Here is a 17,911-nt window from a genome sequence, read left to right as displayed (position 1 = left end):
TTTTAATTATTCATTCTTGTTTGTTTCCATCGTTCTTTTGGGGGGAATAGTGGAGTTACGAAAGAAGTCGTATCTGACTTGCATGGCAGTCGGGACTGCGACACTTCTCTTAGCATTCAATAACTGTTCTTCGCGTGATGCTGGCAATGCGGTTCAAAACTCCGCTGATTTAGCTTCTTCAGGCTGCAAAGTCGATCCAGATGTGCTCGTCGCCCAAGTCAAAGATGGCGACTACCACGTTCAGGTTTTGGTTCCAGAAAGTGAAGCAACGAACTTCAGCGAAAAACTCTATCTCAACAATCAAGGCGATCCGGCAAAAGCTCCGCGCTGGAAAACCAACGTGATCAACTGGTACTACAATCCAACGGGCGCTCCTGCGAGCATGGCCTCTACCGCACTTGATACGATCAAATCCAGTATGGCCTATTGGACCAGCGTTTGTAATATCAATTTCAACTATATGGGTGAAACGACGAAGGGGGCCACGCCATCTACGGGTGACAGTACGAACGTTGTCGCTTGGGGTGATGCAAACGGTGCAACAGGCATCACTTACAGTTACTTCAGAGGGAATACGACACCTTCAACAATCAGCGAGTCCGATGTGAATTTCAATATTGCTCAGGTTCGTGATGCAACGACGTTGCGTGCGGTTGCGAATCATGAATTAGGTCATATGTTGGGTCTTGCTCACTCTGATGTGAGCGCTTCTATCATGTATGCGAACCCTTATCACGACGTTCAGTATTTGCTGATGCTCAGAGCTGACGACGTAGCGGGTTGTGTCGATTTGTATGGAGCGGCAGGCACGGCACCAACTCCGACGCCAACTCCAACGGCGACGCCAACACCGACGCCGCGCCCATCGGCAACACCGACGGCGACTCCGCGTGTGACTCCGACTCCGGCGACGACCGTGCCATCATCACCGAGCCAAGGCTGCTAAATCTTCAGGAGTATTTAAATTAAGTTGTATGAAAGGATCTTCGACATTGAAGATCCTTTTCTTATTTTCCGGTAGGGCCTTGAGGATAAAATCAAGACGTGCTTCGGGATTCTCAGGTGAGAGCTTCAGTAACTCGCGTTGCAAAGACACAGAAAGAATGACTGGATGGCCTTTACGATCTTGATGCGAAGGAATCAGAGCATCGAGGTGCCCATGTTGAAGCCATGCTTGGCGGAGTTTCTTCAGCGTTGTCGCTTTTAAGGGAACATCGACGGGACTCACGAAGCTTGCATCTTCCGGAGTCGCGGCAATAGCGAGCTGCAATGATGAAAAAGGTCCTAGTTCTGGGCGAGGATTTGTCAGCACAATAACTGCCGGTGAATGGTTTTCCACCAGTTTTTCCAGAGCAGCTTCTGACTCGGCATTGGTAACGATGGTGATACTTTGAAAGCCGACGTCGGTGATCTGCTTCAGCTGAGTTAAGATCCAGGGCTGACCTTGATATTCCATCAAAGCTTTATTGCCGCCCATTCTTTTCCCATGTCCTGCCGCGAGCAGAATAAAATTCATCCCAGCTCCTCCAGCCAGGAGTCTTCTTGAGAAATGTGATGGGATTTTTCGGAAGCTGCGGAGTTTTTCAAAACTTCATTTTGTATTTGCACAATTTCCGCCGCAAAGCTGATAGCCACTTCCTGAGGAGACTTGCCGCCAATAGGCAGGCCAATCGGGCAACGAACGCGGTTGAGGAGTTCTGCAGGATGGGATTTCTCAATGAGGCGCTTTTGAAAGCGTTGCCACTTCGTCTTGCTACCAATGAGCCCCAAGTACTTCATATCTTTCTTTGAAAGCTGCTCGATGAGATCTTGATCAAGATCGTGATCGTAAGTCATCACGACGGCGTAGGTTCTTTCAGGGTTCCAGTGAGCGTGCTTTTCAATAAACTCAAGCCCGCTGTCTTTATGCTTACTGACAGAAGTCCCAGCTTTTTCCAGCCACTCTTCGCGCGGGTCGATCATGTGGATCTGAAACGGAGTGCCTTCCAGAGTCTTTGCAATGGCCTGGCTGACATGGCCTGCGCCGAAAATCAGTAATTGCGGCCCGGTATTGATGGTTTCGATAAAGACCTCCACAAAACCCCCGCAGCACTGGTTGGCTTTAATACACAGAGGAAACGGCACGCGCTCCGGAGCCTGGTGAGTTTTCAAAATTTCGCGGGCTTTTTCAATGACGAGTTCCTCAAGTTGGCCACCGCCGATGGTGCCGAAGAACTCTTTATCGGTGACAAGAATTTTCGTGCCGATATCGCGGGGAGTGGATCCCTTGGCTTTAATAATCGTGACAAGGGCCGCGGGAACGGCCTGTTGTTTTAATTCTTGAAGCGCTGAAATCCAATCCCATGACATTAGACTTTAATACTCTCTAAAAACTCGACGAGCAAGTTGCCTGCAACTTCGCGTCGATAAACAGCGTCTGAGCGAATATCGTCGATCGGAGTCACTTCCGTCATAATCTGTTTGCGGGCCTCTTTGATCAGCTCCGGTGTCAGCTCTTTCTGGAAAAGGAAGTGCTCAGTTCTGATGGCGCGCAAAGGAATTGGTCCGACGCTGCCATAGCCAATATGAATCCACTCGATTTTACGATGACGGTTTACAGAAGCGGTTGCCGCCATACAGACCTTGGAAATTGCCTGGGCGCTGCGGGTTCCAACTTTGCGGTAATAATCGTGAGTCATGCCTTGGTTGCGCTTTAAGCGAACCGCCATGATGATTTCACTCGGGCGAAGGTCGGCTTGTTTGTAAGCCTGGTGGAAATACTTGTAAGACAAAACGCGGTAGCCCTTTGTCGAGAGCAGAATGATATCCGCATCGTACGCCAACAATGCCGGTGGAGTATCAGCCGCCGGGCTCATATTGGCGATATTACCACCGATGGTGCCGCGATTCTGAATAGCCACAGCCCCGGTGAGCTTCGCTGCATCGACGAGCATGGGGAACTCTTTTTGAATCACGGGATTGTCTTGGATCTGACGATAGGTGCAACCAGCGCCGATCAACACGTCTTCTTCATTCACCAAAAGCTCTTTCAGCTCCGGAATGTGGTTGATATTGAGATATTTTTTATGCGCAAGCTTGCCGGTTTCAAATACAACCATCAGGTCCGTGCCGCCGGCAAAAACTTTCCATTCGCCTGGATGGCGCGCCAGGATTTGCAGAGTTTCATTCAAGCTTTCAGGCGTCTTCATTTCATATTCTGGGACGAAGGCTCTCATTTCAGAACCTCCGAAGCTTTCTTCACAGAATCAAAGATCTTCATATAACCCGTGCAGCGGCAGAGATTTCCGGCCAGACCTTCGCGAATTTGTGTTTCGCTTGGATTTGGATTTTTGTTCAGCAGCTCCAAGCTTGCCATCAGCATGCCAGGAGTGCAGATCCCGCACTGAGCGCCCCCGCATTCCAGAAAGGCTTGTTGGATTGGGTGCAGATCTTCTTGGGTTCCAAGCCCTTCGACTGTCAGGATGTCAGCGCCGGCACATTGGGCCACCGGTACGAGACAGCTGTTAACGAGAACCTGATTCATCATTACGGAGCAAGCTCCGCATTCGCCTTCGCCACAGCCTTCTTTGGTACCGGTGTTGGTGAGCTCATCGCGAAGAACATCTAAAAGACGTTTCATTGGCGGAGCATCCACGCTGACTTCTTTTCCGTTTAATCTAAATTCAACTTTCATAGGCTCGCTCTCATTAAATCTTCAGGTAACATCGGAATGGATTTGATCTGTTGGCCCGTGGCCATCGCCACGGCGTTTAAGATCGCCGGAGCAGGTCCATCCATCGGGAGTTCGCCAATCCCTTTAGCACCCCGCGGCCCGTACTCGTAAGGGACTTCCTCGAAGAGCACTTCGATCGTCGGCAGATCACTACTTGTCGGCATAATGTAATTGGTCATCGTGCCGTTGATCATGCGGCCTTCGTTCCAGCGGACTTTTTCGTAAATCGCGTAACCAATTCCTTGGGCTACGCCGCCCTCGATTTGACCGGCGGCAAGGACTGGGTGGATCACACGGCCCACTTCTTGAAGAGCCATGAAGTGATCTACCTTGGTTTCCCAAGTGGTTGTATCGACGCTGACTTCGGCAACGTAAATCGCCCAGGCGTAAGAACCGTAAGCATCGCCTTGGTAAGTTTCATCATTCCAGTTAATGCCGGGAGGTTGCTGATATTCAACGATGATTTTGAGGTCGCCGTTGTCCTTGACGTATTTGATGCAGGCTTGGCGAAGTTCTTCTTCACTGTAGGATTCTTTAATGTAGCCTTCTGTCTGCAGAGTTTGGCGTAAGCCAATCGCCGCAGATTGTACGAGTTTACCCACCACCATTGTGGTTCTTGAAGCCACCGTCGGGCCCGAATTCGGTACGTGCTTTGTGTCCGGCTGGAAGATCTCGACGAAGTCAGGGCTGACATTCAAAGCGTCGGCCGCGATTTGCGAAAAGACCGTGTTCGTCCCTTGACCGATCTCGGTACTTGCGGCGAGGACTTCGACACGGCCGTTGCCGGTGACTTGGATGCCGACCTTCGACGCCAAGTATTTTTCGCCCGAGCCTGTAAAACCAGAACCGTGCATGAAGCTAGCAAAGCCGATACCTTTTTTAATTTTCTTGTGGGTATTATCCAACGCGAACTGTTTGCGTTTCGCGTGATAGTCCGTGTGCTTGAGCGCGCGGTCTAGAAGCGCATCCATGCTGATGCCTTCATTGATCGTTTGGCCGGTCGCGGTTTTCTGACCGTCTTTAATGAAATTCTTCTTGCGAAGATCTTCTGGAGTCATATTCAATTTCAAAGCGATCTGATCAAGATGTCTTTCAAGGGCAAAAATACTTTGAGGTGCCCCGAAGCCACGGAACGCCCCATGCGGAGGCGAGTTGGTTGCAACCGCTTTGGCATCAATACGGACATTCGGAATATGATAAGGGCCCGCTGCGTGAATCGTTCCACGCGACAAAACCACGGACGACAGAGTCGCATAGGCGCCGCCATCAATGACGAACTGAATATCCATCCCGAGAATACGACCGTCTTTCATCACCGCTGTTTTGTGACGAGTACGAGAAGGGTGGCGCTTTGTTGTCGCAACCATGTCTTCGGCCCGATCATAGATGATTTTCACTGCTTTACCGGATTTCCATGCCAGCAAAGCGGCGTGGCCGGCAATAATTGAAGGGTATTCTTCTTTACCGCCAAAACCACCACCGGTTTCGGTTTGAATGATACGAATCTTATCTTCGCTCATTCCAAACAAAGGCAGCAAAGCTTTGTGAACATAGTAAGGGCATTGCATTGAGCCCCAGATCGTGACGCCATCTTTGGCATTGGCGACGGCAACCATGCCGTTGTTTTCGATGTAAAGCTGCTCTTGAGCGCCCGTGTGATACTCATCTTCGATAATGAGTTCGGCTTGGCTCCAAATGCTGTCGATATTGCCTTTTTCAAGCAAGTAAGACTTAAAGATATTGTCTTCGCCCCAGATTTTGGTTGTGCCTTTCAGAGATTCTTCCAGGTCAAAAACCGGAGTGAGTTTCTCGTATTCGATCGTGATCGCCTGGCGAGCCTTTTCAAGCATGTATTTATTTGGGTGGGCTAAGAGCAAAACCGGTTCTTCAGGATGATTGACCATGCCGTCAGCGAGGAACGGCTGATCTTGCAAGATCAATGCGACATAATTTTTCCCCGGAATGTCTTTAGCCGTGACGATGGTAAATTCATTCCAAGGAATTCCTTTGCCGAATTGAATGTCTTTGATTTTCCCACGGGCCACCGTTGAGCGAACAGTGATTCCATAGAGACCATCAAATTCAATATCGTCGATGTATTTGGCCTGGCCAGTAAGTTTGCGAGGACCCTCTTTGCGGAGAATCGCTTTGCCAATAGGAGAAGTCGGTTTTTCTGGAGGTAATGTCATTCTATCCATTGAATCACTTGCTTGCTAAAAATCAATTTTTTACTCTAGTTCCTGAGTTTTTTTATTCGCCATACAGCTATTTGCGACACACAACAAAATAATATTTCCTCCCCTTTATTTGACCCCACTAGGACTTGTCATTACGCTATTGATTAAACCTCTGTATAAGGCTGGGAAATTCTATGGAAAATATCGTTTTTATTTCTGGAAAAAGAACTCCGTTTGGAGCTTTTGGTGGAGTCCTGAAAGATCTTTCAGCGACGGATTTGGGTGTCATCTCGGCTAAGGCAACTTTAGAGCAAGCTGGTTTGTCTGCAGACAAAGTTGATCACGTGATTTTTGGTAATGTCATCCAGTCTGGAGCGGACGCGATTTATATTCCTCGCCACATCGGTTTGAAGTCGGGTGTCCCGGTCAATGTCGGTGCCCTTTTGGTGAATCGCCTCTGCGGAAGCGGCTTCCAGTCTTGGACTTCCGCTGTGCAAATGATCCAGACTGGCGAAGCCAGTGTCGTTTTGGCCGGTGGAACTGAGCAGATGTCGCAGGTTCCGTATGTGGCTCGCAGCATGCGTTTTGGTGGCATTCGCATGGGTAACGGTGAACTCGAAGACTACATGACCGCGGCCTTGGTGGACGCTTACTCAAAAACTCCGATGGCGATCACCGCTGAAAACTTGGCAGTGAAGTATGGCATTACCCGTGAAGAAGCAGATAAATACTCTTTGCAATCGCAACAACGCTATAAAGCGTGCTTGGACCGCGGCGGTTTTGCTGAAGAAATGTGCCCGGTGACGATCGAAGGCAAAAAAGGCACGGTGGTCGTCGATAAAGACGAACACCCTCGCCCAGAGACGACGCTTGAAAAACTCGCGACTTTGAAACCTGTTTTCAAAAAAGACGGTCTTGTCACCGCCGGCGGTTCTTCGGGTATCGTGGATGGAGCGGCTTGCTCATTGTTGATGAGTGAGACACGCGCCAAAGAGCTCGGCATGAAGCCTAAAGCAAGAATCATTTCTTACGCGTCTGTGGGATGTGATCCAAGCATCATGGGTATCGGCCCAGCCGGTGCTTCACGCTTGGCTTTGCAAAAAGCGGGATTGAAGCTTGAGCAAATGGATCTTGTTGAGGTGAATGAAGCTTTTGCAGCTCAATACTTGGCCGTGCAAAAAGAACTTGGTTTGAATCCTGAAAAAACAAATGTCAATGGCGGTGCGATTGCGGTCGGCCATCCATTGGGAGCTTCCGGCACGCGTATCATGAACCACTTGGTTTATGAAAGTCATCGCCGTAAAGCAAAGTATGCTCTGGGCAGCGCTTGCATCGGCGGCGGTCAAGGGATTGCAATTATCATCGAGAGAATGGACTAAGAGTGGACGCGGGTTTTAATTTACATCAAAGAGTGGCTCTGATCGCAGGGCCAATGAGCAGCACGGTCTCGAGTATTGTCATGGGGCTTACGCGTCTAGGAGCAGATTGCGTGATTCTTGATCCAGATAAATCGGTTCCACAACCATTCATTAACCAAATCAATGATGCACGGGAAATCAACGACAAGTTTGGCCGTGCTTCTTTCTTGCCTTGCGATCTTTCTTCCAAAGATCAAATCAAAGATTTGATCGGCCGCGCTTCTCAGGTGTTTGGCGGTTTGGATATGTATATCGATGCTTTGATGATCAATCAGCCGACGCCAATGAAGCTGGACGAACCTCTCGAAGGTTTGGATCAGATGTTTGATAAGCATTTGAAGAGCTCGCTCTATTTGAGCCAAGGCGTGCTGGCGTTTTTCAAAAATCGCAAGCGCGGGCGTTTGATTTATCTTTTGAATGATTCGCCGTCTGCGAAAGTCAAAGAGGATGTTGTTGTTCAGGCAGTTCGTTCCGGCCTGAAAGGTTTCGCAGCGGCACTGTCAAAACAGGTCAGCGAATTCAACATTACTGCGAACACACTTTCGATTGCTTTGACTGAAGAGTATATTTTGGCGCACGACCCGGGCGCAAAATCGATTAAAGAAGCATTAGAAAAACTAAAGCAGATCGATCCTTCGCTCAGAATTACTGAGCCGGACAAAATCACTCAGACAGTCACGTTCCTGGTGAGCCCCCTCGGAGCTTCCATCAACGGACAAAACCTGATCCTCTCTTAAGGACAGAGAGGACCTCGGACCCACAGAACTCGTGCAGCTGAATTGATACTTGTATCAATTTGGCTGAAGATACCTCCATTGGGGCGCAAAACTGCGAAGTTTGTGAAGTAGACATTGCCGTTACCCAAAAGCGTGCGGCTTTCGACAACCGTGTAGCTTTGGATTCGGCAGCGAGTCTCTAGGGCGCGAGTCAGGGCACGTTGCTGATTCTTGCTCAGTGGACTAGCGGCAGAGAACTGAACTGCCGCTTGTGCGAAACTTGCGGAAGAAATCATAAGAAGAATAATAAGTGTTTTCATAAGAGCACTGTACTTGAAACGCTGAAGACTTATCAACGGAATCCCTCGGCTCCGAAACGATATCTAAAGTGGGATCTTTAAACTGATCCCAGAAGATAGGAACAGTCTGTTCTTCTGCATAAGTGACAATTGTTCCCGAGATGATTACAAAAAAAAGAGAACGATCCTTGGTGGATTAAGGACTCGTGAGGAGCGATTTGCTGTGATTACGGAAGCTTTCGCGAATTTTCTCGAAATTGTTTTTACCATTCGCACTTGTAATCTCACGTTGAATGTTCGCATTGCCTGTAGCAGCTGCAGCCTTCGATGGATCTTTATCGCCACCAGGTAAGTACGAACGATACGGAGAATCCGCTGCGACCGCTGAAGCGGTTTCGCGGCTCTTCTGGGCCATCGCTGATGGTGCGAGTCCTACTTTGCCTGTTTCTGCAGAGGTGCCGGAGCTTGCGGTTCCTGCGTAGGTTCCAGTTTGCTCAACCAAAGAGAGTGGTACTGTGCCGACAGGAGTTGGAGTCGGTGAAGGAGTCACAGTTGCAGAAGACGATGAACCGCTGCTGCCTGTACCCGTGCTTGATCCAGCACCCGAAGATGACGAACTGGAATCCGCCTTAGTGTCTTTATCGCATTTGCTTGTTTGCGCAAAAGTCTTTGCAACCGACATGATACCGAGGCCCGCCGAAATTAAAAGACCCGCATATTCATGTGTGCAAAGTTTCAGGCGACCGCCGGTGACCGTTGGATCCGCCGGATTGAGTTCTTTAGTGACTGCGGCATTCAGTTTCGTCGCTTCGGCAGTGTACTTGGCAATAATTCCCGCGCACACGCCGCCCGCAACGGGGTTCATCGGAGCGCAGGTTGCAGATTGCGCAAGGGATTCCTGAATTTTCACCAGAGCCCCATTCGCCGTCGTACAAGTTTTCTCGCAGCGGAAGCGGAGCATACCACAAGCAGCCGTGTAAGCCGTCAATGCCCCTGAGGCGAGAGCCATCACTTTTGAACTTGTGCTGCAGGAATCATTCAACGCATTCATTCCAGAGATAAGACCGTTGATCACCATCGCCGTTTTTTGCAGGTCGGGATTCGTCTTCTCGCGGCAGATAGTTTCAGCTTGGAGTTGTTGAGCGGCGCAAGCAGGGTTGCTGGTTGCAAACTCGGCCTTTCCGGCTTGCATCTGCGCAAGACCGGGGATCGTCAGAATCGCCTGCGCACTGGCAGCGGCCGGAACCATCGCGGCGATGGCATCAACACTGACGACGATAGGGGATGGACCTGAAGAAGCTGCGCCTCCGCCCTTTGCGGCCGCACCACTTGCGACGGCATCACTTCCGACTGCAAATGCATTCGATGTCGCAAAAAGAGACACTACCAAAAAAGTAAAGGCTCGGCGTAGTTTCATCGCACTCCCTAGGTCTAGATCGGGATAATTGCGGAACTACTAAAGGGAATGAGGAAAAATTCGTTCCCCGCTCTATAAAAAAACAGAAGGGGCTCCGTGGCCCCTTTGTTTGCTTAGACTCGTTTGTCCACAAGAAGCTTTTCAGCTCGCGTATAATTGTCCGGATCGACATAAAGACGATCGATAATACGTGCTCCCTCATAACGAGAGAAAATCTCCGTCGTTTGGTCAATCGGAGTGGCCTTGTCCATGCGGTCATACTGGTCGACCACGTATATTTGCAAAGCGCGGTCTTCAGCCGAAGCAGTATGGTACTTAGATAGACGTGCTTTCGAGCTCGCCCAAATAGTATCAATATCTTCAGCTTCCAAAATCTTTTTGATGTTCTCTGCGCGACCGTCTTCAGCCGTATTATGAAGCTCGACCAACACGCGGTACGGTTTACGTTGCGCAATTCTCTGCGCCCAAGGATTTTGAGCTGACGCCAAATGTTCATGCAACTTGTAGTCGTTGTACTTAGTGTATTCCTGAATGTCTGAAGGCAGGACGAAAGTGCAGTCCGGAGAAGTTAAATAACGGTTCAGCATCTCTTCATAGATGATGCTCTTATGATGGAAGTAAACCATCAGATACATATGATGACGTGAAATCAAAAAGTCATCGAAAGCATAAAGTGCGCGACGGTTGAGGGCCAGGTACATTTTCCCGTCCATCATACGCGCCGTCATGTTTTGCAAAATCCAGCCAAGATCAATCTTGCCGTAGTTTGTCCCGCAGAAGAAAGAATCGCGCTCGAGGTAATCCATACGATCAACGTCGAGTTCGGAGCTGACGAGCTGAGAAAGAATCGGGCGATAGTCAATCCCGTTATCCATAAAGAAGTCATCGGGACAAATCAGAGTCTTATCGATCAAGCAAGCCACATGAATTGGCAAAAGGTCGTGGAACCCATGACGAATGGTTTCCGCGATCTGAGAATCCGTGACGTACTTAATAGTATAGTCCTCGTGATTCGCGCGACGGTTTTTATGCATCTCTGGTTTTATGCTTTGTTCGTAGACTTTGACGTTCAAGCTTTCCACATGTGGCATCACCAACTCAGATGTATGGCTGAGAGGACCGTGACCCACGTCATGCAACAAAGCTGCTAGACGAAAGGCTTGGCGCAGGCGCAGGCGTGTAGAGTTCTTGGAAAATGGCAGAGCTTTGAAAATGGAATCGAAAGCTTGGCCGGCGAGATGAGCCACGCCCACAGAATGCAAATAACGATTGTGGGTTGCACCCGGAAAACTGAATTCAGCAAAACCGAGCTGCTTGATAGCGCGGAGTCTTTGATATTCAGCTGTATCTAAAACAGCAACTTCGGGTTCGGAATAATAAATGGAGCCGTGGACGGGATCTCTGATTTCCATAGGGAAATCACATTACCGCTCACATATTTGAATAGCAAGAGTATTGCTGGGCGCGGCTTTCGACGTTAGATGTCGCTGCGAACGCAGTTCTGCTGATGATCGCAGAGAGAATGAAAACGATCAAAACTTGGAGTGTGCGTCGTGCAGGTGAGTATCTCTTAGTTGCCATATATCCCTCCTGGGATAACTACCTATAAAGCAAAGCCCGGGCCGAGCCAAAAACCACCAGAATCGCGCTCATTAAGAAGAAGCGGCCATTTACTGTCATGATTTGCGACAACTCAGGAGATATTTACAGAGCTATTTTGGCGCTAAAAACGCATATATTTGAGCCTACGACGAAACTGAACGGTCTTTAGCCCAGATTTTCTCAAAAATGGAAAATCTCACTTTAGGATTTTTCAGGGGCTCCGATGAGTAAGGTAAGAGTAACTACCCATTCAGGTGCTAAGACGGCACCCCAAGTTTCAAGGATCGAAACTTGTGAATCTTCAAGGAGGAGGAATTATGGGTTTGCGTATTAATACGAACACAGCTTCGTTAAATTCACAGAGAGTTCTGTGGGGCACGAAGTTAGGTCTCGATAAGAGCATGGAAAGGCTCTCTTCGGGTTTCCGAATCAACCGCGCCGGCGACGATGCCGCGGGACTCGCGATCTCTGAAAACCTCAGAGCTCAAATTCGCGGTCTAAAACAATCCGCTCGAAATGCACAAGACGGTATCTCTCTAGTCCAAGTGGCAGAGGGTTCGATGAATGAGATCTCTTCGATCTTAATTCGTCTCAGAGAGTTGGGCGTACAAGCCGCTTCTGATACTGTTGGGCCCACAGAGCGCCAATTCCTGAACGTGGAATATGATCAGCTCACTTCAGAGATCGATCGTATCGCAGAGGGTACAGAGTTCAACGGAACTCAACTCTTAGCAGGTGTTGGATCGATCTTGGACTTCCAAGTCGGTACTAGAAATAATCCTGAAATTGACCGTATCTCTTTCGATGCTTCGAAAGCAGATGCAAGCTCAGCAGCCCTGGGCGTAAATCTCACAAGCGTCGCTGATAAAGCGTCAGCGCAGAATGCACTTGCTGCGATCGATAATGCGATCGTGTCGGTCTCTGCGATGCGCGCGGACTTCGGTGCGATTCAGAATCGTCTGCAATCGACCGTTAGTAACATCCAAGTCAGCGTCGAGAATATGTCTGCAGCTAACTCACGTATTAAAGACGTCGACGTCGCTGAAGAGACATCTGAAATGACTAGAAATAATATCTTGTTGCAAGCCGGTACATCCGTCCTAGCACAAGCGAATCAGCAAGCTAACGTAGCACTTGGACTCTTGAACAAGTCTTTCCAGGGTTAATTAATTAACTCTGGCTAGACCCAGGTTCCCGATCTTGACTTTATAACTTCAAGATCACCCTCAATAGCCCAGGCTTGTTACACGTAACATGCTGACTGTATTGTAAATCTGTTTCCTGCGCATGGGGTTGCTCACGCAACCCCATATTTAGAAAATGGAAATAGAGAATTGAAAATGGATTTATGAATTTGAGCTCGCAGAAGCGAAGTCTCTGGCTTTAAGAATGAAGCCTTTTGGACCGAGCCGAAGTTGAGAGTGTTAGTACATACAAGGATCTTGCTTTTTTATCTCTTTGAAATGCATGGACGCATTTCGTAGCAAGGAACTTTCATCTCTTCGAAGCATAGAATGTGCTCCGATGTCGGAAGAAATCTTAAGCCAAGATTTCGTTTTGTCGTTTTAATTTAGAGTTTTTGATTTTTGGTAAGAAAACAAAATAACTAGCAGGCGCAAGGATGTGCCTCATTGCCAAGGGATGGCAAAGATCACCGGAGGATCAGATGTTACAAGGAGGATAATATGGGTATGAGAATTACTACGAACGTCGCTGCGCTGAATGCCCAAAAGAATCTGGGCAACACGCAAAGATCGATGAATACTTCGATGGCAAGATTGTCATCAGGTATGAGGATCAACCAAGCGGCAGACGATGCTGCTGGACTTGCGATCTCTGAAAACCTCAGAGCGCAAATCCGCGGTATGCGCCAAGCCAATCGAAATGCCAACGATGGTATTTCCCTTGTGCAGGTAGCAGAGGGCAGTTTGAATGAAGTTTCAAATATGCTCATCCGTCTGAGAGAATTGGGAGTCCAGGCCGCTTCTGATACGATCGGCGATACGGAAAGAAAATTCTTGGACGTGGAGTATCAGCAGTTAAAATCTGAGATTCAACGTGTGACGGAATCAACGAACTTCAACGGTTATGATCTCTTGAACGGAACCGGTGGAATTATCGACATCCAAGTCGGTACTCACAACGATCCATTCAAAGACCGCATCTCTTTCAACGCGGCGGCAGCAAATGCCTCACTCGATGCCTTGGGACTCACGGCGGAAAGTGCTGCGACGAAAGAAGGAGCGCAATTGAGCTTGGACGTTGTCGATAACGCCTTGATCTCAGTGAATGCGATCCGGGCGAATTTCGGCGCCATGCAAAACCGTCTGACATCGACTTCTAACAACTTGTTAGTCGCTGATGAGAACTTGTCTGCTGCAAACTCTCGTATCCGTGATACGGATGTTGCTGCCGAGACTTCTGAGATGACAAGAAATAATATCTTGTTGCAAGCAGGTGTCTCAGTATTAGGACAAGCAAACAACTCACAGCAAATTGCCTTAAAGTTGTTGGGCTAATAATAAGTGCCAGGTCCTGTTTCGTGTCGCTTTGCGTCCCGGAAAAGCGACCTGGTACCTTTTCGAGGGCTCTGGGGAACCAGGGCTTTTTTTTTATGGATAAACTGTGTTTCGGGCTAGGAAGGCTTCGGCCGCTTTCCAAAGCATCTCCTTACGGTCGCTTTGCATTCTTTCTAGGTTTGTCGTCATAATCGTGAGTCGAGGGTTTTTCTCAAAGAAATCATAATGTTTTTCAATGAATCGCCAAAACAGTCCATCGACTTCATGACACCAATCTTCTTTTTTGTAATTGCTGATCTTCATCCAGTAGTTCGATCCGCAAATTGGCAAGTTGCTTGAAAATATTCCCCCGTCCGAATGAAGTCCCATTCCATATACATTAGGTCCCATCGCCCAGACCGCGGAATCGACGTGCATCGACATGAACCAGTCATACACTTTTTTAGGCTGTAGCTCTGAAAGGTTCATCATATTACAAAGAATTTTCAGCCGCTCCGTATGGTGGTTGTAGCCCAAGCGCACGGCTTTCTCGATGGCATCATCCAGCGGAGGAACTCCAGTTTTTGCCTTGATCCAGTTTTCATTTGGCAGGCGTTGGTGTTTCCAGAAGTTACTTTGTTCTTGAAACTCATCAAAGTTCTGATAGATCCCGCGCACGTATTCGCGGCAGCCGAGAATTTTTCTAACGAAGCTCTCTAGGGAGTTCAGCGAAACCGGATTGTCTTTTGAGTGTTGTAAGACCTTGTTGATCACATCGTCCGGGGCCAGTAGGCCGACGTTTAGTAAGGGTCCTAGGACGGAGTGAAAAAGAAAATCCTCCTTGGGGCAGAGCGATTCTTCATAGGGCCCGAATTCAGGCAGGCGGTATTTGCAGAAGTCATCCAGCGCTTGCTCGGCCGCTTCACGAGTCACAGGATACCACGAGGTCAACGCTTCGCCGGGATGACCTGGAAATTCTCTTTCAACCAGTTTGATCACGCTGTGGTCGATATCGTCATGAACGGAAATAGGAATTTTCGGTGTGCCGTTGGCGTGAGACCACTTCAACTGTTCTTCATCATCAAAGCGGAACTGGCCGCCAATGGGTTCACCGTTGGGCTCCATCAAGACTTTGAACTTACGTCGCTGCTCTTCGTAGAAGCTTTTCATCGATGGGCGCACGTTTTTTTCCAAGTAGTTTTTAAAGTCTGTGCGAGTATTTAAAAATAACGGAGTGGTTTTGACTTCGAGTTCATAACCATTCTGGCGGCAGAATGTCTGCAGGCGCTTTTCAAGCTCTTTGTCTTCAATTTCAAAGCTCGTTATTTTTTGCAGTCCACTTTCTTTGAGAACACGACTTACAACTTTTTCATAGGAAAGACCGTTGGTTTCCGGTAGCTCCATGTAGACCAGATTAAAATCTAAATGCTTCAGTTCATGGGCATAGTGCCGCATCGCTGATATATAAAAGACTTGTCTGTGTTTGTGATATTTATAGGCCGTCAGCTGTGCGCGGTCTTCAACCATTAGAAACAAATCGTTACGGTGGTCTTTGAGATAGCGAGGGTGAAAGAGCTGATCTGCTTGAATGAGAAAAAGACTTTTAGAGGCATTCATCATTCCTCCTTTAGTGTCTTTCCAAAGTAACAAGAAGGGCTCAGGAAACTCCAATCCAGATAGAACGAAATGTTAAAAGTCTATAAGGCGCTGTTGATAGCAGCGCCTTTTCTTTTTCGAGATTTCTGAATGAAAACAATTAGTTCTTAGAAAGAGCGGACTCAAGCTTTTCCCAGAGTATGGGACTTAACAGTTCTGAACCAATCAAGAAGACCGGTTCGTGTTCTTTCACTTTGCCTTTGCGAGTCTCTGAGGGGACATACCCAACCCCGCCGACATTTTCAAGCCACGCTTTACGAACCGCGAGCGAGTTTGAAATAAAAAGGTGCTCAAAGCCTTCGAGCTCTTTCTTTTGTGAACGGCCGAACTCAAATGTCGAGAACACGCCGAATTTTTTATTACTGCTGATTTTCTCAAGGACCTGAGAGCCGATTTCAAGCAAATAGCGGAATTTCTGACGGCCCGGGATTTTTGAAGTAAAAATCATATCCAAGTTGCCAGCCAAGAAATTTGAATCCAGCTCATTGAGGTCATAAATATCAAGGCTGATCTTCTTAATACCGACATCTTCAAAGCAAACCTTTGAAGTATCGATGGCAAAGTCCGCCATCCCTTCGAGAGTGCCAATGTGAATCTCTGCCACAGCGTTATTCTGGCTCAGCCCCTGAAGTTCCGTCCCAAGGCGGCGAATGGAGCGGTCAAAAATGCCGGCCATTTCAAAAGCAATTGGCGTCCAGCTGGATTTTCTTTTTGCCGAACGATCAAGAAGAATGACTTTAAACTCATCCTCAATGCGAGCGATAATACGTGACAGCTGTGGCTGGCTTAATCCAACGTGAATCGCAGCCGCTGAAAGATTTTTAAAGTGAATCGCTTTGGCTAAAACGCTGAGTTCGTAATAAAGCTGCTGCATAGACCTACTTTTTAATATAGTTAAAAAATGCGACGATTCCGAGTCCGAGGGCAAACATATACTGAACAAAGCTCATCGTCGGCATGCCGTTGATGTGATTTTCTGTGGGTTGAGTAAAAATATAAGAAGCACTGACGATCAATGCGGCGATAATCACGCCCAAAAAGAGCAAATTGAAAGAAACCTCAATCGAGCGCTTCAGATCATCAACCTGAGGTACGTTCAAACGAAAGGCATGGGCCGGGCTATTGATTTTTCTCAACAAGAAGTTGGCTTGGCGAGGCAGTGCGTGAATGAAGTTCTTCGATTCGCGCAGAACCTGAGCCATTTCCCCCATCATCTTGTTTGGATCCACCTGATGCTTAACGAGTTCGTTGGCGACTTCGATGGCATACTTCAGGAAATCAAAATCCGGAATGATACGGCGGCCGATACCTTCGATTGAAACTATCGATTTAAAGAACAGCATCAATTCTGTCGGCAGAGTCAGGTGGTGACGAGCTGCAATCGAAGAAGAGGACATCAAAATACGTCCAAGGTTGACGTTCTTCAAAGTCAGTCCATAGTAAGGTGCAATCAGCTCACGCAAATCCTTGGCAAACAGGTCCACATTCACTTTGTCGGTAAACGGCGCAAGATCTACGTACTCATAAGCCAAGCGGTCATAATCTTCACGGGAAAGTGCCAGAAGCATGTTCGCAACCGCAGCCTGAGTTTTATTGTTCAAGCGGCCGACAACGCCAAAATCAATCAAACCAATTTGATTGTTCGGAAGGACAAAGAAGTTGCCGGCATGCAGATCCCCATGGAAAAGACCGTCAGCAAAAACCATCTTCATGTAGGCGCGAAGACCTTTACGAATGAGTTCTTGAGCGTTGATACCTTCTTGGTTCAATGCATTTTCTTGACTAAGCGGAATCCCTTCGAGGGCTTCCAAAGTCAGAACACGCTCGGTGGTGAGGTCCATGTAAACTTTTGGAATCTTAATATCATCGTGGGCCGCAAAATTTTCAGAGAAACGGCGGATATTGTTCGCTTCAACGATGAAATTGGTTTCAAGCTCGAGAGTTTTAAAGAACTCATCGACAATCCCCGTCGGATTGTAAGCGCGTGTCTCGGGCACATAAGCCGTCAGCAGCTCCGACAACATATAAAGAACATTCAGATCATCATTGATGGTTTGAATAATTCCAGGACGTTGCACCTTTATGACAACGGTTTCGCCGGTTGCAAGTTTCGCCAAATGAGCTTGAGCGATACTCGCAGCGCCGAGGGGATTTGGATCAATAAATGAAAACTTTTGATAAAGCGAATTACCGAATTCTTCTTTCAAAACGCCTTCGACCACTTCAAACGGAATGCTTTGAACGCGGTCATGGAGTTTTTCGAATTCGGTCGTGTATTCTTCAGGAATAAGATCGGGACGAGAAGCAAGAACCTGACCCAGCTTTACAAAAGTGGGCCCTAGTTCTTCGAAGCTCATGCGCAGGCGCTCAGGAATCGTCAGTTTCTCAAGATCAGAAGACGCACTCAGGCGCTCGA

At 48.1% G+C, this 17,911-nt stretch carries 17 protein-coding genes; 5 read left to right on the top strand and 12 right to left on the bottom strand.

What is annotated here, in order from left to right; all coding sequences use genetic code 11:
• Positions 1-49 precede the first annotated feature (49 nt).
• Entirely contained in the window at positions 50-946 is an 897-nt protein-coding gene (locus tag JSU04_14745; protein ID MBS1971566.1) for a matrixin family metalloprotease, read from the top strand.
• On the opposite strand, the gene JSU04_14740 is transcribed toward JSU04_14745, so the two are convergent.
• Genes JSU04_14740 through JSU04_14720 form a run of 5 tightly spaced genes read right to left on the bottom strand, consistent with a single transcriptional unit; the run spans position 926 to position 5,910 of the window.
• A complete protein-coding gene (locus JSU04_14740) occupies positions 926-1,516 on the bottom strand; it encodes a nucleotidyltransferase family protein (protein MBS1971565.1) in 591 nt (196 codons plus the stop codon). The genes JSU04_14745 and JSU04_14740 overlap by 21 nt on opposite strands.
• The gene (gene xdhC, locus JSU04_14735) at positions 1,513-2,349 is read right to left on the bottom strand and encodes a xanthine dehydrogenase accessory protein XdhC (GenBank protein MBS1971564.1); all 837 of its coding nucleotides are present in this window, start codon (positions 2,347-2,349) and stop codon (positions 1,513-1,515) included. Before xdhC ends, JSU04_14740 begins: the two co-directional genes overlap by 4 nt.
• Positions 2,349-3,215 carry a xanthine dehydrogenase family protein subunit M gene (locus JSU04_14730; protein ID MBS1971563.1) on the bottom strand — a complete coding sequence of 289 codons (867 nt, stop codon included), beginning with the start codon at positions 3,213-3,215 and terminating at the stop codon, positions 2,349-2,351. Before JSU04_14730 ends, xdhC begins: the two co-directional genes overlap by 1 nt.
• A complete protein-coding gene (locus tag JSU04_14725; protein MBS1971562.1) occupies positions 3,212-3,673 on the bottom strand; it encodes a (2Fe-2S)-binding protein in 462 nt (153 codons plus the stop codon). Before JSU04_14725 ends, JSU04_14730 begins: the two co-directional genes overlap by 4 nt.
• Complete coding sequence (locus tag JSU04_14720; protein MBS1971561.1) at positions 3,670-5,910, bottom strand: xanthine dehydrogenase family protein; 2,241 nt, start codon at positions 5,908-5,910, stop codon at positions 3,670-3,672. The genes JSU04_14725 and JSU04_14720 overlap by 4 nt, the downstream gene beginning before the upstream one ends.
• 173 nt (positions 5,911-6,083) lie before the next feature.
• On the opposite strand from JSU04_14720, the gene JSU04_14715 reads away from it, so the two are divergent.
• Both JSU04_14715 and JSU04_14710 read left to right on the top strand, forming a co-directional pair.
• Entirely contained in the window at positions 6,084-7,268 is a 1,185-nt protein-coding gene (locus JSU04_14715; protein ID MBS1971560.1) for an acetyl-CoA C-acetyltransferase, read from the top strand.
• 53 nt (positions 7,269-7,321) lie between these two features.
• On the top strand, positions 7,322-8,044 hold the full coding sequence (locus tag JSU04_14710) for an SDR family oxidoreductase (protein MBS1971559.1): 723 nt from the start codon (positions 7,322-7,324) through the stop codon (positions 8,042-8,044).
• On the opposite strand, the gene JSU04_14705 is transcribed toward JSU04_14710, so the two are convergent.
• The 4 genes from JSU04_14705 to JSU04_14690 form a co-directional block, all read right to left on the bottom strand.
• A complete protein-coding gene (locus JSU04_14705; protein ID MBS1971558.1) occupies positions 8,041-8,343 on the bottom strand; it encodes a hypothetical protein in 303 nt (100 codons plus the stop codon). The two genes, JSU04_14710 and JSU04_14705, sit on opposite strands and share 4 nt — an antisense overlap.
• A gap of 175 nt (positions 8,344-8,518) precedes the next feature.
• Complete coding sequence (locus JSU04_14700) at positions 8,519-9,739, bottom strand: hypothetical protein (GenBank protein ID MBS1971557.1); 1,221 nt, start codon at positions 9,737-9,739, stop codon at positions 8,519-8,521.
• A gap of 113 nt (positions 9,740-9,852) precedes the next feature.
• Positions 9,853-11,151 (bottom strand): HD domain-containing protein, encoded by a 1,299-nt coding sequence (locus JSU04_14695; GenBank protein ID MBS1971556.1) that lies wholly within the window; start codon positions 11,149-11,151, stop codon positions 9,853-9,855.
• A gap of 19 nt (positions 11,152-11,170) precedes the next feature.
• The gene (locus JSU04_14690) at positions 11,171-11,320 is read right to left on the bottom strand and encodes a hypothetical protein (GenBank protein ID MBS1971555.1); all 150 of its coding nucleotides are present in this window, start codon (positions 11,318-11,320) and stop codon (positions 11,171-11,173) included.
• A 338-nt stretch (positions 11,321-11,658) separates the two neighbouring features.
• On the opposite strand from JSU04_14690, the gene JSU04_14685 reads away from it, so the two are divergent.
• Positions 11,659-12,507, top strand: coding sequence for a flagellin FliC (locus JSU04_14685; protein MBS1971554.1), 849 nt, complete (start codon positions 11,659-11,661; stop codon positions 12,505-12,507).
• Positions 12,508-13,026: 519 nt separating this feature from the next.
• Positions 13,027-13,860: a flagellin FliC gene (locus JSU04_14680; protein MBS1971553.1), complete on the top strand. Its 834-nt coding sequence runs from the start codon at positions 13,027-13,029 to the stop codon at positions 13,858-13,860.
• Positions 13,861-13,953: 93 nt separating this feature from the next.
• On the opposite strand, the gene JSU04_14675 is transcribed toward JSU04_14680, so the two are convergent.
• From JSU04_14675 to JSU04_14665, 3 genes are all read right to left on the bottom strand, one after another.
• Entirely contained in the window at positions 13,954-15,459 is a 1,506-nt protein-coding gene (locus tag JSU04_14675) for a cryptochrome/photolyase family protein (protein MBS1971552.1), read from the bottom strand.
• A gap of 136 nt (positions 15,460-15,595) precedes the next feature.
• Positions 15,596-16,369, bottom strand: a complete 774-nt coding sequence (locus JSU04_14670; GenBank protein ID MBS1971551.1) for a LysR family transcriptional regulator — start codon at positions 16,367-16,369, stop codon at positions 15,596-15,598.
• A gap of 4 nt (positions 16,370-16,373) precedes the next feature.
• Positions 16,374-17,852, bottom strand: coding sequence for an AarF/ABC1/UbiB kinase family protein (locus JSU04_14665; GenBank protein MBS1971550.1), 1,479 nt, complete (start codon positions 17,850-17,852; stop codon positions 16,374-16,376).
• Positions 17,853-17,911: the final 59 nt, after the last annotated feature.

Source organism: Bdellovibrionales bacterium, assembly GCA_018266295.1.
Taxonomy (GTDB): domain Bacteria; phylum Bdellovibrionota; class Bdellovibrionia; order Bdellovibrionales; family Bdellovibrionaceae; genus JACMRP01.
The sequence above is the reverse complement of the archived record's forward strand: the minus strand, read 5'-3'. Positions and strand labels throughout refer to the sequence as shown.